The sequence below is a fragment of the Planotetraspora kaengkrachanensis genome (genome assembly GCF_016862895.1).
Lineage (GTDB): Bacteria > Actinomycetota > Actinomycetes > Streptosporangiales > Streptosporangiaceae > Planotetraspora > Planotetraspora kaengkrachanensis.
The window spans coordinates 14,128-28,772 of sequence record NZ_BONV01000054.1; the positions used below are offsets into that span (position 1 = coordinate 14,128).

General features: G+C 69.9%; 10 protein-coding genes. 3 read left to right on the forward strand and 7 right to left on the reverse strand.

Annotation, left to right across the window (positions count from 1 at the left end):
- Positions 1-24 precede the first annotated feature (24 nt).
- A complete protein-coding gene (locus Pka01_RS37980) occupies positions 25-1,500 on the forward strand; it encodes a sensor histidine kinase (RefSeq protein ID WP_239116129.1) in 1,476 nt (491 codons plus the stop codon).
- Positions 1,501-1,508: 8 nt separating this feature from the next.
- Here Pka01_RS37980 and Pka01_RS37985 read toward each other — a convergent pair whose 3' ends face one another.
- From Pka01_RS37985 to Pka01_RS37995, 3 genes are read right to left on the reverse strand one after another with little or no spacing between them, the layout of a single operon-like run.
- The gene (locus Pka01_RS37985; protein WP_203887850.1) at positions 1,509-3,815 is read right to left on the reverse strand and encodes a xanthine dehydrogenase family protein molybdopterin-binding subunit; all 2,307 of its coding nucleotides are present in this window, start codon (positions 3,813-3,815) and stop codon (positions 1,509-1,511) included.
- Positions 3,812-4,807: an FAD binding domain-containing protein gene (locus Pka01_RS37990; RefSeq protein WP_203887851.1), complete on the reverse strand. Its 996-nt coding sequence runs from the start codon at positions 4,805-4,807 to the stop codon at positions 3,812-3,814. The genes Pka01_RS37985 and Pka01_RS37990 overlap by 4 nt, the downstream gene beginning before the upstream one ends.
- Positions 4,804-5,358: a 2Fe-2S iron-sulfur cluster-binding protein gene (locus tag Pka01_RS37995; protein ID WP_373318242.1), complete on the reverse strand. Its 555-nt coding sequence runs from the start codon at positions 5,356-5,358 to the stop codon at positions 4,804-4,806. The genes Pka01_RS37990 and Pka01_RS37995 overlap by 4 nt, the downstream gene beginning before the upstream one ends.
- A 109-nt stretch (positions 5,359-5,467) precedes the next feature.
- On the opposite strand from Pka01_RS37995, the gene Pka01_RS38000 reads away from it, so the two are divergent.
- Positions 5,468-6,166 (forward strand): TetR/AcrR family transcriptional regulator, encoded by a 699-nt coding sequence (locus Pka01_RS38000; protein WP_203887852.1) that lies wholly within the window; start codon positions 5,468-5,470, stop codon positions 6,164-6,166.
- On the opposite strand, the gene Pka01_RS38005 is transcribed toward Pka01_RS38000, so the two are convergent.
- From Pka01_RS38005 to Pka01_RS38020, 4 genes are all read right to left on the reverse strand, one after another.
- A complete protein-coding gene (locus Pka01_RS38005) occupies positions 6,135-6,497 on the reverse strand; it encodes a DUF1304 domain-containing protein (RefSeq protein ID WP_203887853.1) in 363 nt (120 codons plus the stop codon). The genes Pka01_RS38000 and Pka01_RS38005 overlap by 32 nt on opposite strands.
- Before the next feature lie 109 nt (positions 6,498-6,606).
- Positions 6,607-7,989 (reverse strand): chitinase, encoded by a 1,383-nt coding sequence (locus tag Pka01_RS38010; protein WP_239116132.1) that lies wholly within the window; start codon positions 7,987-7,989, stop codon positions 6,607-6,609.
- Positions 7,990-8,192: 203 nt separating this feature from the next.
- A complete protein-coding gene (locus Pka01_RS38015; protein ID WP_203887854.1) occupies positions 8,193-10,034 on the reverse strand; it encodes a ricin-type beta-trefoil lectin domain protein in 1,842 nt (613 codons plus the stop codon).
- A gap of 239 nt (positions 10,035-10,273) precedes the next feature.
- Positions 10,274-11,569: an enolase C-terminal domain-like protein gene (locus tag Pka01_RS38020; RefSeq protein WP_203887855.1), complete on the reverse strand. Its 1,296-nt coding sequence runs from the start codon at positions 11,567-11,569 to the stop codon at positions 10,274-10,276.
- A 729-nt stretch (positions 11,570-12,298) separates the two neighbouring features.
- On the opposite strand from Pka01_RS38020, the gene Pka01_RS38025 reads away from it, so the two are divergent.
- On the forward strand, positions 12,299-14,590 hold the full coding sequence (locus Pka01_RS38025) for an FxsB family cyclophane-forming radical SAM/SPASM peptide maturase (RefSeq protein ID WP_203887856.1): 2,292 nt from the start codon (positions 12,299-12,301) through the stop codon (positions 14,588-14,590).
- Positions 14,591-14,645 lie beyond the last annotated feature (55 nt).

The following is a 14,645-nucleotide window of genomic DNA, read 5'->3' on the forward strand; positions in this document are numbered from 1 at the left end:
CGACCGCGGTCGATCAGGGGGCGAGTGACCGCCCTGATCACCTTCTTCGCGGTGCTGTTGCTGGTGCCCGGAGGAGTGGCGGCGGCCGCGGTGGCGCGGCAACGGCTGACCGACATGGAGTGGGAGCACGCGCACGCGCAGGCGGTCATCACGGCGGCGGACATCCGCGCCGGACGCCTGACGAATCCGATCACTCCCCGTGTCACGGGAGCCGACCTCATCCAGGTCGTGGCCTCTGACCGCCATGTCGTGGCTTCGTCCGCCGCCGCCAAGGCGCTCGCGCCGCTGACCGACGCGTGGCCGACCAGGCAGGAACCCCGGCTGGACGTGCAGACCTGCGGGCTCCCGCACGTCGGCTGCGTCCGGTTGGAGGCGGTGCTCGTCTCGGGACCTCCGATGAGCAGCCCCACGACCGGCTCGCCCGGAGGTTCCGCGTCCCCGTCCGTGTCCCCATCCGTGACGCCGGTGACCTCGTCCGCGAGGCCCGCCAAGGCGTCCGCGACCCCGGTGGCGACCACGCCGGGCCCTTATGTCGTCTATGTGGGCGAACGGGTGTCCAGCCCGATGTCCACGGGGATCTTCGACACGCTGTTCGCGATCCAGGTCGCGGGCCTGATCTTCCTCACCGCCTGGGCGACCTGGAAGATCACCGGCCGGACGTTGCGTCCCGTGGGAGTGATACGGGCGGAGCTCGCCGCGATCAACGTCAACGACCTGAGCAGCCGCGTTCCCGAACCGGCCGGCGAGGACGAGATCGCGCGGCTGGCCAAAACGATCAACAACACCCTCGGCCGGCTCGACCACGCCCAGCGCGGGCTGGAGCAGATGCTCGAACAGCAGCGCCAGTTCGCCTCCGACGCCTCCCATGAGCTGCGCACCCCGATCGCGGGCCTGCGCACGCAACTGGAGGACGCCGTGCTCCACTTCGACGCCACCGATCTCCACACGACGCTCGACCACGCGCTGGGAGACGTCGACCGCCTGGAGGCGATCGCCGCCGACCTGCTGCTCCTGGCCCGCCTGGGCTCCGACGTGCCCGAGAGCCGGGTCTCGCTCGACTTGGCCGAACTGGTCGAGGGAGAGGTGTCCACCCGGGCAGGCCGGCACCCGACCCGCCTCAGCCTGGAGTCCGGCACCATGGTCGGCGTCGTCCCTGGTCAGATGCGCCGGGCGCTGGCCAACCTGCTGGACAACGCGCAACGGCATGCCAAGGGCGCCGTCTCCGTCGACGTCCGCAGAACCGGCGACGGAGCGGAGCTGATCGTCAGCGACGACGGGGAGGGCATCCCCGTGGCCGACAGGGAGCGGGTCTTCCGGCGGTTCACCCGTCTGGACACCGCCCGCAGCCGCGCCCATGGAGGCACGGGCCTCGGCCTGGCCATCGCCCAGGAGATCGCCCGCGCTCATCACGGCACGTTGTCGGTGGAGGACTCACCCGGCGGCGGCGCCCGCTTCATCCTCCGCGTCCCCCTCGACGGATCGGCTCCGGCGAGGAACTGATCCGTCGATCACAGCAGCCGGTCCAATGTGATGGGAAGGTCGCGCACGCGCCTGCCGGTCGCGTGATGAACGGCGTTGGCGATCGCCGCGGCGGCTCCGGTGATGCTCACCTCGCCCACACCGATCAGCCCGAGAGGCATGGTCGGGTCGGGTTCGTCCAGCCAGGAGACGTCGATCGCGGGGATGTCCGCGTGCACGGGCACGTGATACTCGGCGAGGCTCGGGTTCATGATCCGGCCGTTCCTCGGGTCGACGAGCGTCTCCTCGGACAACGCCATGCCGATGCCCATCACGATCCCGCCCCGCAGCTGGCTCGCCGTCGTCTTCGCGTTGATCACCGTGCCCACGTCGAACACGCCGACCCAGCGGGACACCCGTACCTCGCCGGTGTCCGGGTCGACGCGCACCTCGCAGAACTGGGCACCGGACGCCGCCTTCACCCAGCGGCGCCGGTCGAGCATCAGCTTCGACATGAACCGGACCTGGCCGGCGATCGCGCCGACGCGGGTGTCGGAGCCGACCCTGGCCTCCATCGAGTCGCGGCCGGCCCTGGTCAGGATCTTCGCGTACGACTCCCCGAGCCCCGCACCGCCCGTGCGGTAGAGCCCGCCGTCCCTGGCCTCGACGCCGGTCATCCGCTGTCCCCGCAGGGGCGAGTCCCCCGACCGTCTGGCGAGGGCGAGGACCGAGCGCTTCAGCTTCTCGCACGCGCTCAGCAGGCTCGCCGCGATGCTCGCGGTCTGGCCGGACCCGCCGGCTCCCGGGCCGGTGGGCAGCGCGGTGTCGCCGTACTCCATCCTGACGGCCTCGAACGGCACGCCGAGCGCGTCCGCGGCGATCTGCGCCTGCGCGGTCGCGCCGCCCATGCCCATCTCGTGGAAGCCGCAGCGCACCACGACCGTCCCGTCGGGCGACAGCCGTACCGTGACGTTGGCGGCGAACTGCCACGACGGGTGGTAGGCCGAGGCGACGCCCATGCCGACGAGCCACCTGCCGTCGCGCATCGAGCGGGGCTCAGGCGTCCGCTCCGACCAGCCGAACCGCTCCGCTCCCCGCGCGTAGGCCTCGCGCAACATGCGGTGGGCGAAGCGCTTGCCGTCGATCGGGTTGCGCTCCGGCTCGTTGCGCATCCGCAGCGCGATCGGGTCCATGCCGAGTTCGCTTGCGAGTTCGTCGATCGCCGACTCCAGCGCGAACGTGCCGATCGACTCGCCGGGGGCGCGCATCACCGTGTTCGGAAGCAGGTCGAGCTTGACGAGGTTCTGCTGGACCAGGATGTTCTCGGCGTCGTAGAGGTGCCGCGACTGGGAGGTCACCTGCTCGGGTCCGCCGCCGACCCGGCCGAGCCGCGTCACGCTGGTGTGGACGAGCGCGGTGAGCCTGCCGTCGGCCTCGGCTCCCAAGGCCACCCGCTGCGTCGAGGGCGTGCGCCCGCCGACCGTGCGGTAGACCCCCTCGCGCGTGAGCATCAGGCGCACCGGCCGGCCCGTGACCCGTGCCGCCAGCACCGTGAGGATCGTCCCGGCCCAGACCATGGTCTTGCCGCCGAAGGCGCCGCCGACGTAGGGCGAGATCACCCGCACGTTCGCGGCCGGGATGCCGAACTTCATGGCCAGGTTGTCGCGCACCCAGTACATGTTCTGCGCGCCGTCGTGGACCGTGACCCGGTCGCCGTCCCACGCGGCCGTCGTCGCGTGGGGTTCGATGGCGTTGTGGTTGTGCGGAGGCGTGGTGAACCGGAGGTCCACGGCGACGGGCGCCGCCGCGAGCGCGGCCTCCGCGTCGCCCTTCGTGGCCCCGCCGGACTGCACGAGATCGCTCTTCTGGGGCTTGGCGTTCTTCTCCTCGGCGGCGAAGTCGAAGGTCGCCGGCAGCGTCTCGTACGTGACCCGCACCAGCGACGCGCCCTGCCGGGCCGCCTCCAGGGTCTCCGCGACGACGACCGCCACCGGCTGGCCGTCCCAGTGCACCTCGTCGGTGTTGAGGTAGTTGACCGTCGTCCCGGACGCGAGCGTGCTCAGGTTCATCATGCTGACCGGGGGCGGAGGCTTCATCGCCGGCGCGTTCAGATGCGTGATGACGGCGAGCACGCCGGGCACGGCCGAGGCGGCCGCGGCGTCGATCCCGGCGATGCGCCCGCGGCTGACGGTGGCGTGCACCAGCGCGGCATGGGCGATGTCGGGATAGGGATATTCGGCCGAGTAGCGCGCGGCCCCGGTCGTCTTGACCCTGCCGTCGACGCGGTCGATCGGCTTGCCTACGCTGCGTTCCGCCGTCGCCGGCGCCGGACGGCTGTGCACGGGTGCCTGGGTCATGCCGCGCTCCCCTCGGTGTGCAGCCGGCGCAGGGTCGCCACGATCACGCGACGGGCCAGCTCGATCTTGAACGCGTTCTGTGACTGCGCGACCGCGGGCGCGAGCTCGGCGTCCGCCGCCCGCTCGAACGTCTCATCGGTGGCCGGCGCGCCGAGCAGGACCCGTTCGGCCTGGTGGGCCCGCCACGGCTTCGCGGCGACGCCGCCCAGGGCCAGCCGTACGGCGGAGATCGCGCCGTCCGTCGTCTCGAGCGCCGCGGCGACGGACACCAGCGCGAACGCGTACGACGCGCGGTCGCGGACCTTGCGGTAGGCCGAGGTCGCGGCGACGGGGATCTCCGGAAGCTCGACCGCGGTGACGAGCTCGTCGGCGGCCAGCGTGGTCTCGACGTCCGGCGTGTCACCGGGCAGCACGTGGAACTCGGTCATGGGGATGCGGCGGACGCCTCGGACGCTCTCGGCCACGACGGTCGCGTCGAGCGCGGCCAGCGCCACGCACATGTCCGAGGGGTGGGTCGCCACGCAGGCCTCGCTCGCGCCCAGGATGGCGTGGCCCCTGGTGAACCCGCCGATCGCGTCGCACCCCCGGCCGGGCTCTCTCTTGCTGCACGCGGCGGCGCCGTCGTAGAAGTAGAGGCAGCGGGTGCGCTGGAGCAGGTTCCCGCCCACCGTCGCCATGTTGCGCAACTGGGCCGAGGCCCCCGTGAGGACGGCCTGGGACAACATCGGGTACCGCGTCCTGATCAGACGGTGCGCGGCCAGGTGACTGTTGCGGACCATGGCGCCGATCCTGACGCCGCCGCCGGGCAGTTCCTCGACGCCGGACAGCGGGAGCCGGGTGATGTCGATGATCGTGTCGGGTCGCTCGATCTCCTCGCGCATCAGGTCGACGAGGTTCGTGCCGCCGCCGATGAACTTCGCGTTGGGCTCGGTGGAGATCGCCCGCAACGCCGCCGGGACGTCGGCGGCGCTCACGTAGGAGAACGCCTTCATCGCGCCGCCTCCATCACGTCGCGTCCGGACTCGCCGGAGGCGACCTCCCTGATCGCGCCGACGATTCCGTTGTAGGCGCCGCAGCGGCACAGGTTGCCGCTCATCCGCTCCCGGATCTCGGCGTCGGACAACTCGATCGTGTCGGCCGACAGGTGCTCGGTGACGGCGCTCGGCGCCCCCGCTCCGTGTTCGGCCAGCATCCCGATGGCGGAGCAGATCTGGCCTGAGGTGCAGTAACCGCACTGGAAGCCGTCGTGGCGCACGAACGCCGACTGCAGGGGATGCGTGTGCTCCCCGTCTGCCACCCCCTCGATGGTGGTGATCGCACGGCCGTCGTACTGGACGGCCAGGGCCAGGCAGGAGTTGATCCGCTCACCGTCGACGAGGACCGTGCACGCGCCGCAGGCGCCCTGGTCGCATCCCTTCTTCGTGCCGGTCAGCCCGAGGTGCTCGCGCAGCGCGTCGAGCAGGCTGACCCGCGGCTCCAGGTCGAGCGACTCCATGACTCCGTTCACCCGCATCCGTATCTCGACCACGGGTCGTCCCCCCATCCTGACGTCCATCCCGACGTCCACCGTCGGATGGCGCCGACGTTAACAGAACGATGTTGCCTTAACAAGAGGACAGCGTTCTTTTAACGAAGCGTATGCTTGCCGGGTCATGACACAGCAGGAATTCGTCCGGGCCAGGCGGCCGGAGCACAAGCAACAGCGGCGTGAGGCGATCCTGGAGGCCGCGCGCGACCTCGCCGAGAGGTCCGGCGTCCGCAATGTCAGCCTGGGCGGCGTCGCGGCCGCCGTGGGCCTGGCGAAGTCGAACGTGGTCCGCTACTTCGGCACCCGTGAGGAGATCTACCTCGAACTCGCCGCCGAGGCCTGGCGCGAGTGGGGCCAGACGGTCTCCGAGCGCCTGCGGACCGCGGCCGGTCCGGACGACGTCCTCGCCGCGCTGACGGACCCGCTGGCCGAGCGTCCGCTGTTCTGCGACCTGCTCAGCCACATGTCGACCAACCTGGAGCACAACGTCTCGGTCCCGGCGGCCCGGGCGTTCAAGCTGGTCGTGCTCGGCGTGATCGCCGACCTCGGGGCACAGGTCGCGCGGGTGCACCCCGATCTGACGGAGCCGGAGGGGATCGAGTTGGTCGGGGTGGCCACCGCCTTCGCCGGCACGCTCTACCCGGTCTCGAACCCGTCGGCCACACTCGTCGAGCTCTACGCGCAGTACCCGGAGATCGGGGCGGCCTGCCCGCCCTTTCTGCCCACGCTGCGGCGGTGCGTCGCCGCGGTCGCGGCCGGGGTGCCGACGCTGCGCGCCGCCGGTTCCGCCGTCACCTGGACAACAGGACCAGCAACAGACTGACCAGGGCGGGGACGGTCTGGACGAACAGGATCCTGCGACTGGCGGTCGCGGCGCCGTAGAGTCCCGCCACCGCGATGCAGACGAGGAAGAACACCTTCGCCTGGAAGCCCACAGGATCGGCGGCGATCAGGCCCCAGACCAGGCCGGCCGCGAGGAAGCCGTTGTAGAGCCCCTGGTTGCCCGCCAGGACCCGGGTCTTCTCCGCGAACTCGGGGTCGGTGCCGAAGGCCTTCATGGCGCGCGGGGAGGTCCAGCCGAACATCTCCAGGACCAGGATGTAGAGGTGGAGCAGCGCCATCACGGCCACTGCGACATTCGCCAACACCGTCACGGTGCCACTCCTCGTGAAACAGGCAATCCTGGTACGGCGGGTGCCGTACCAGGATTGTGGCGGGGCCTGAACTACTCACACAAATCGCCTTGAAGCGATTCGCATCCGGTCAGAAGCCGGCCGTGATGCGAGAGAAGTCCCAGTTGCTCCCGCCGAGGCCGCTGCAGGTCTCCTGCAGACCGCCGCCCGCGCAGGGCCGGTCCCGGTTGACCGACCAGAAGGCCAGGCGGACGAGGCCCTTGGAGTTCGCGTAGTCCCGGATCTGGGTCCAGGTCGCCTGCGTGGTCACCTCCTGCTGGTCGGAGAGGCCGTTCATGCCCGAGATGCCCATGTGCCCGTACGCCTGGGCGTCGGACCAGCCGAAGGTGCTCTTGAGCTGGTTCTTCAGGCCCTCGGCCGCGTTGACCGTGCTCTGGTACATGTTCGAGCCGCCGCCGAAGTCGAACGGCATGATCGTGTAGGCGTCGACCGGCACGCCGAGCGCCTTCGACTGGTTGATCAGCCGGATGCCGTCGCCGGTCGGCCCGGTGGTGCTGGTGCCGAAGGTCAGCGCGAGCTTGACGTTGGGGTTGTTCTGCTTGACGATCTTCAGGCCGTTGAGGATGCGGTCCTGGACCGTGTAGTTCGAGAATTCGTCGGTGTTCTCGATGTCGAAGTCGACCACGGCGGGGCCGACCGCGTTGATGACCTGCTGGACCGCGTTGGCGTACGCCGACGGGGACGAGCAGTTGGGGCCGAGCTTGTTGCCGGACCAGCCGCCGAACGACACCTGGACGCTGCCGCCGGCGCTCTTGATGGCGGAGATCGTCTGCGCGTCGACCCCGCCGGTCAGCGGCCTGGCGCCGTCCCACATCGGGTTGCACCCGCCGCCGGACAGGATGAACGCCATCGTGAAGGACTTGACGCCGGTGGCGCTCATCACCGAGGTCGCGCTGGGCGGGCTGCCCCAGCCCATGTAGAGGTACGGCGCGCCCGGCATCTTGGCGCCGGTGGGCGGCGGGTTGGTGCCGCCGCCGCTCGGGAGCGTCCACCGCTGGTTCGAGCCGGCGAAGCAGTCCCAGATCTGGAGCGGGGTGCCGTCTGCCGAGCTGGGGCCGGTGGCGTCGAGGCACTTGCCGAGGGCGCGCAGGGTGCCGTCGGAGTTCGCGGTCCACCTCTGGGCGGCGGAGCCGTTGCAGTCGTAGATCTGCACCTTTGTGCCGTTGGCGCTGCTGGCGGCGGCGACGTCGAGGCACTTGCCGAGGGCGCGGATCGTGCCGTCCGTGCCGACGTTCCATGACTGGGCCGCGGTGCCGTTGCACGTGTAGAGCTGGACCTGGGTGCCGTTGGCGGAACTGGCGGCGGCGACGTCGACGCACTTGCCGCCGAGGCCGGTGATCTGGCCGGTCGCCGCCATCGCGGGGGTCAGGCTCGTGGCGACCAGGGGGAGGGAGGCGACGAGGGAACCGAGGAGCAGCCGGAGCCGGATCCGGCGGGAGCGTTCGGGGTTCACGGGGGGTGTCTCTTTTCTGAGAGGAGTCAACGCTTCGACGGCGAAAGGGAGAAGAGGCTGGGGACCTCCCGGGGTCCGTCCTTCCGGCAGGCGCCGGGTGGGCAGCCCCCGGCAACTGTTAGGAAGGTTTCTTTATAATTACTGAGCCGTAGTTAACTCCGACGGGCCCTCGCGAGTCAAGGGCCCAGTCGAGTTTCGTGGGGTCAGGTCTGGACGGCCCACTTCTGGTTGGAGCCGCCTGTGCAGTCCCAGATCTGGAGCGGGGTGCCGTCTGCCGAGCTGGGGCCGGTGGCGTCGAGGCACTTGCCGAGGGCGCGCAGGGTGCCGTCGGAGTTCGCGGTCCACCTCTGGGCGGCGGAGCCGTTGCAGTCGTAGATCTGCACCTTTGTGCCGTTGGCGCTGTTCGCGGCGGCGACGTCGAGGCACTTGCCGAGGGCGCGTATCGTGCCGTCGGTCCCCACGGTCCACTGCTGTGCGGTTGAGCCGTTGCAGGTGTAGAGCTGGACCTGGGTGCCGTTGGCGGAGTTGGCCGCCGCCACGTCGACGCACTTGCCGCCGTAGCCGGTGATGGCCTTGCCGCCGCCGCCCCCGCCCGACTGCGTGCCCCACGTGAAGGTCGCCGAGGTCTTGGTGGGCAGGCTGTAGGTGAACGACTGCCCGCCCCAGTTGACCTTGACCGTCTGGGTGCTCCCCGTCGTGTTGTAGGCGATGAGCGCCTTGGACCCGTCGGGGTTCCTCCACGCCACGTTCTTCACCGCGGAGTTGGCGGTCGAGTCGATCCGGTACGCGCCGGGCTTCACGAACTTGGTGAGGTGGCCCATGGTGTAGTACTCGATCGTGTAGTCGACCTGGCCGCTGCGGCTGCCGCCGTTCTGCACGGTGATCAGGCCGGTGCACGAGTCGCACCCGCCGTTGTGCGGCCCGTGGAACTGGTCGACGGCGAGGCTCCACTTGACCCAGCTGCGGTCCCAGTTGCGGGTGTAGTCGATCAGGTTGTTCATGTCCTCGGTCTGCTGGTTCCCGATCCACCCGCCACCTGAATGTTCGGTCATGTACGCGTTGACCTGCGGATACTGGTTGTGCACCGTCGTCTGGGTGGTCACGTCGCCGCCGTATCCGTGCCAGGCAACGCCGCCGAACAGCGGGTCGTTGCGGATGGCGGTGTCGGCGAGCAGCGGGGCGGCCCAGGTGTTGTAGGCGTCCCAGTTCCAGTCGTTGACGAGCGTCTTGGTGGTGATGCCCGCGCTGCGGAAGGCCGGCCAGAGCGCGCTCTTGATGAAGTACTGGATGCCGGAGGCGTTCCACTGCATCGACGGGTACCCGGCGCAGCAGGTCGGCTCGTTCTGCACCGACACGTAGTCGATGGGCACGCCCTGCGCCTGGTAGGCCTGGATGTACTTCGCGAAGTACTGGCCGTACAGGCCGTAGTACTGCGACTCGAGCCAGCCCTGGCTCCAGGCGTCGTTGTCCTTCATCCAGGACGGCGCGCTCCACGGCGAAGCCATGATCTTGAGCGCGGGGTTGAGCGCCTTGGCCTGCTTGGTCAGCGGCAGCACGTCGGCGAGGTCGTGGTTGATCGAGAACCCGTTCAGGTCGCAGCAGGTGTCGTCGTAGGAGTAGCTGAAGCGGGCGAGGTCGGACGACCCCATCGGGTTGCGGATGAAGCTCAGGCCGATGCCGTTGACCGGGTCGAACAGCTTCTGCATGACCGAGGCGCGGGTGCTCGCGCTGAGCGCGCCGCTGCTGTTCATCAGCCATGCGGCGGTGTCGGTGAACGACGCGCCGCCGCCTTCGAACTGCTGGTAGGTCGTGTTCTCGTTGACGGTGATCGTCTGCGCCGCCGCGGGGCTGGTGGCGGCGAACGACACGGGCGCCTGCTGCTGGAGTCCTCGGGTGACGGTACGGCCGCCGGCGTCGGAGGTGGTGGTGAGCCAGATGTTCACGTTTTCGCCCGCGGCCTGGGCCGCGGGGGCGCCGACGACGGTCAGCGCCGAGGCGGCGAGCAGGAGCGCGGGCAGCGCACGACGGAATCGTGGGAAGGGCATGAGCGGGGTCTCCCTCTGGGGGGTCGAGTGAAGACCGCCCGTACGGCCCTGCCCGGCAGCGCACTCGGCGTGACGTAAGTGATAACACGCCTGACACCGGTGTGCAACGGGATGACAACGGATGGATGACGAAATATCACGCCGTCGTCATCCCGTGCCATGCCCGCCGGTGTCAGGCGCCGCGTCGGTATGGCTGCGTCGGTATGCGGTGTCAGTGTGACGGTGTCGGGGGTGCCCGGTCAGGGGGCCTCGATGCCGCCGTCGGGCCGCCGCACCCGGGTCGACCAGCGCTCGTGCAGATGGGTGAGCGGTGGATGCCCGGCCGCCAGTTTCTCGTCGAGATCGATTCCCCAGCCCGGCGCCTGGTTCGGATACAGGTATCCGTTCACCGGGGCCAACGTTCCCGGGAAGACCTCGTGGACGACGTCGGGGTAGACGTGCCCCTCCTGGATCTGGAAGGCGGGCGTCGTCACGTCCAGTGCCACGTTCGCGGCGGCGCCGACAGGGGAGACGTCGGCCGGCGAGTGCCAGGCCGTTCCGACGCCCATCAGCTCGCACAGCGCGACGAGCTTACGCGTCGGGGTGGCGCCGCCCACCGCGGAGACGTGCAGGCGCAGCAGGTCGACGCCGCCGTCGCGGACCAGCCGCGCCGCGTCGGTGACCGAGCTGATCTGCTCGCCCGCCGCGATGGGCATCGGCGCCGCCGCGCGCACCTCGGGCAGGCGGTCGTAGAACTCCGGCGCGATCGGATCCTCCAGGAAGAACAGCCGGTACGGCTCCAGTGACCTGGCCAGGGCGACGGCCTGCTTGGGGGTCAGCCGGGAGTGCACGTCGTGCATGAGGCCGGGCTCCTCGCCGAGCTCACGCCGGGCACGCTCGAACAGCCGCGGGGTTTCCCGCAGGTACCGCTGCACGTCCCAGCCGTCGGGGTACGGCGAGCCCGGATAGCCGCCGGGAGTGCCGGGAGCGCCGTAGTGACCCAGCCCCGGGGCGCCCGTCTGGAGCCGCACGTTCCGGTATCCCGACGCCAGGATCGCCGCGGCCTCCTCGATCGTCTCCTCGAGGGTCGCCCCGCCCGCATGCAGGTAGGTGTCGGCCGCCGCGCGAACCCGTCCGCCCCAGAGCTCGTGGACGGGCATGCCCGCGCGCTTTCCCGCGATGTCCCACAGCGCCTGGTCGACTCCGGACAGGGCGCTGTTGAGTACCGGGCCGCCACGCCAGTAGGACGAGAAGTGCACCGTGCGCGTGATGTCCTCGATGTCGGCCGGATGACGGCCGACCAGGAGCGGCCCGACGTGCAGGTCGACCGCCGCCGCCACGGCGTGGAAGCGCTGGGTGAAGGTCGCGCAGCCCAGCCCGTAGAGGCCGGGCTCGCTCGTGTCCACCCGCACGACGACCAGCGGCGGCCCCTCGGGGGCGGTGACGATCGCGCGGACCCCGGTGATCCGCAGGTTGTCCCTGTCCGGCCAGGGTGCGGGGAACTCGGGCGCGGACGCCGTCGTTCCGGCGGTGACATCCGCAGCGTGCTCGGTCATCGTGGCTCCCCCTGTGGTTCGACCTGTGGCTCGAACGGTTGCCCGACCTGTGGCTCGACGAAGAGGTCCATCCGGCGGTGCCGCCTGAAGGGCATCGGCTCTCCTTGTCGCGCTTCGTGTCGCTCCCGTCGCGCAAATCGTTTTGCCCGCCGAGATCGCGAGAAGTTTTTCCTGGGTGTCGTCCCTTGTCAACGGCTCGGCGCGACCCTTGCCGAGGAGACCGCGGCAAGCGGATCGCCGGCCACGACGCCAAGCTCGGCGCCCGCCTCCCCCATTTCGCCGATCCGGTCTGATCGCCCTCACCCGGCGGCCATGCCGGTTCCGTCTTTTTCCGGTGCTGCGCGAGAAACAGGGATCTAGCATCGAATGAGCGGCGTTGTGCCCAAAATACTAATTAGAGGTTTATGGTGAGTTCGCTGGCTAAAGCATTCTGAGTCGTAACCCCAGGGGGCAGCCGTCATGGGGTGACTTCCTGCTAGCGTAAGCCGTCTACCGTCCTCGGCGGCATTCTCGAATGCCCGTTCGCATTGGTGTGGGATTATGAGCGCTACTGCAATGACGCAGTCCACTGTGGCTTCGAATGTCACGGATCTACGGGACATTCCGCTGTCCCTCGTCCCCACGTCCGATGTCGACCGTATTCTGGGACGTGTCCTTCCGGAGGTCGTGTCCGTCGAGTCCGTCTCCGTGGCGGCTTTCAACTCGTCGATCTGACCTCTAGGGGGGCCGGTGAACGGGCCCTTCCTGCCATTCCGGCAATTCGTACTAAAAGTACACAGCCGATGTGATCTCGCCTGTGATCACTGTTATGTCTACGAACATGCCGATCAATCATGGCAGGTACGTCCGAAAGTCATTTCGGATGAAACGGTAACCTGGTCGGCCAGCCGTATGGCGGAACACGTCAAACGGCACGGCCTCGATCAGGTGCACGTCGTGCTCCACGGCGGCGAGCCGCTTCTCGCCGGCCGGGCCAGGCTGGGACGCGTCATCGCCGAGCTGCGCGGTCACCTCGACGGGCTGTGTGATCTCGACCTCCGGGTGCACACCAACGGCGTGCTCCTCGACGACGCCTTCCTCGACCTCTTCGCCGAGCACAAGGTGCTGGTCGGGGTCTCGCTCGACGGCGACCGGGTGGCCAACGACAGGCATCGCCGCTACGCCGACGGCCGCAGCAGCTACGACCGGGTGATCCGGGCCGTCGAGCTGCTGCGCCGTCGTCGCGACCTGTACGCGGGTCTGCTGTGCACGATCGACGTCGCCAACGACCCGCTCGCCGTCTACCGTGCGCTGGCCGAGCTCGACCCGCCGCGCATCGACTTCCTTCTCCCGCACGCCACCTGGGACGTGCCGCCTCCGCGGCCGACCCCGACCGCGTACGCCGACTGGCTCATCCAGATCTTCGACGTCTGGCTCGACGAGGGCGCCAGGGTGCCGGTGCGCATGTTCGAGTCGATCCTGCGCACCAGCCGGGGAGAGTCCAGCCTCACCGAGTCGCTCGGCCTCGAACCTTCGGACCTCGTCGTCATCGAGACCGACGGGGCCTACGAACAGGCGGACTCCCTGAAGGTCGCCTTCGACGGCGCGCCCTCGACCGGACTGAACGTCGTCACCGACGATCTCGACGCCGTGGCCGCCCACACCGGCGTCCTGGCCCGGCAGCAGGGACTCGGCGGACTGTGCGACACCTGCCGGGCGTGCCCGGTCGTCGACAGTTGCGGCGGCGGACTGTACGCGCACCGCTACCGGACGGGTTCCGCCTTCGCGAATCCGAGCGTCTTCTCCGCCGACCTCCTCAAGCTCATCACTCATGTCAGGCACAGGACCGCCATGCCCACGCACGCCCTGCCGTACGACACGATCGAGGCCCTCGCCGCCGGGTTCGGCGACGAGGCCGACATGAAGCACCTTCTGGCGGGACAGCGGACGTTGCGCCGCGGGCTTCTGGCCGGAGTGCACGGCCAGGATGGCGCGGCGGACGGATGGGACCTGCTGACCCGGCTCGACGCGGAGCACCGCGGAGCCGTCGACGTGGTGCTCGACCACCCGTACGTCAGGGAGTGGGCCGCCCGGTGCCTGACCGGCGGGGGGCACCCCGGCTACCTCGCGAACATCGCCGCGGCGGCCGCGGTCAGGGCGGGCGCCGACGCGGAGATCACGCTGCAGGACGTGGACGGGGTGTTCCACCTCCCGACGCTGGGCGCGTTCGAAGCGGCGCCTGGCTCCGACGGCCGGCTGCTCGTCAAGGACGAGCGGTTCACGCTGGCGGGGCAACCGGACGCCGTCTGGCATCCCGTGCGGACGCTGGAGGCGGACGGGTTCACCGTCGTCTTGGAGGACACCGATCCGCACCGCCACTGCCACGGTCACCAGGCGGCGGGACGGCTGTCCGAAGCGGAAGCCGGCGCATGGCAGCGCGCGTTCACCGTCGCGTGGTCGCTGATCGAGACGGACCACCCGCAGCACGCGGCGGGTTTGCGCGCCGCCCTGTCCACTGTGGTCCCCCTTGCTCCTCCCGTCGGCGGTGGGGATGTCAGCTCGGCGGCCAGGCACGCGTTCGGCGCCGTCGCCATCGCCCTGCCGGAGGACCCGGCCACGCTCGCGCTCCTGCTGATGCACGAGTTCCAGCACGTCAAGCTCGGAGCGGTCCTCGACATGGTCGACCTGTACGACCGGCGGCACGCGGGCCTCTATTACGCGCCCTGGCGTCCGGACCTCCGTCCGCTCGAGGGTCTCCTGCAAGGCACGTATGCCCATTTGGCCGTTTCCGACTTCTGGAGAATGCGGCGTCGCGCCGAGGGTGGCAGGCCTGAGGTTCAGTTCGCGCTGTGGCGCAAGCACACCGCCGACGCGATCGAATCCCTCGGCGAAACGCAGGCGCTCACTCCTGTTGGCATGCGGTTCGTGGCGGGGATGCGGCGGTCCGTGGAGCCCTGGCTCGCGGAACCGGTTCCTTCTGCGGCCATCGCCATGGCCGCGGACCTGGCGGAACGGCATCGAACGGAGTCGGCCGCGCAATAGGGCCCACCACTTTTTCCGGGGTTTCGCGATCGCGCCCTTTCCTCGCAAAGGCCGT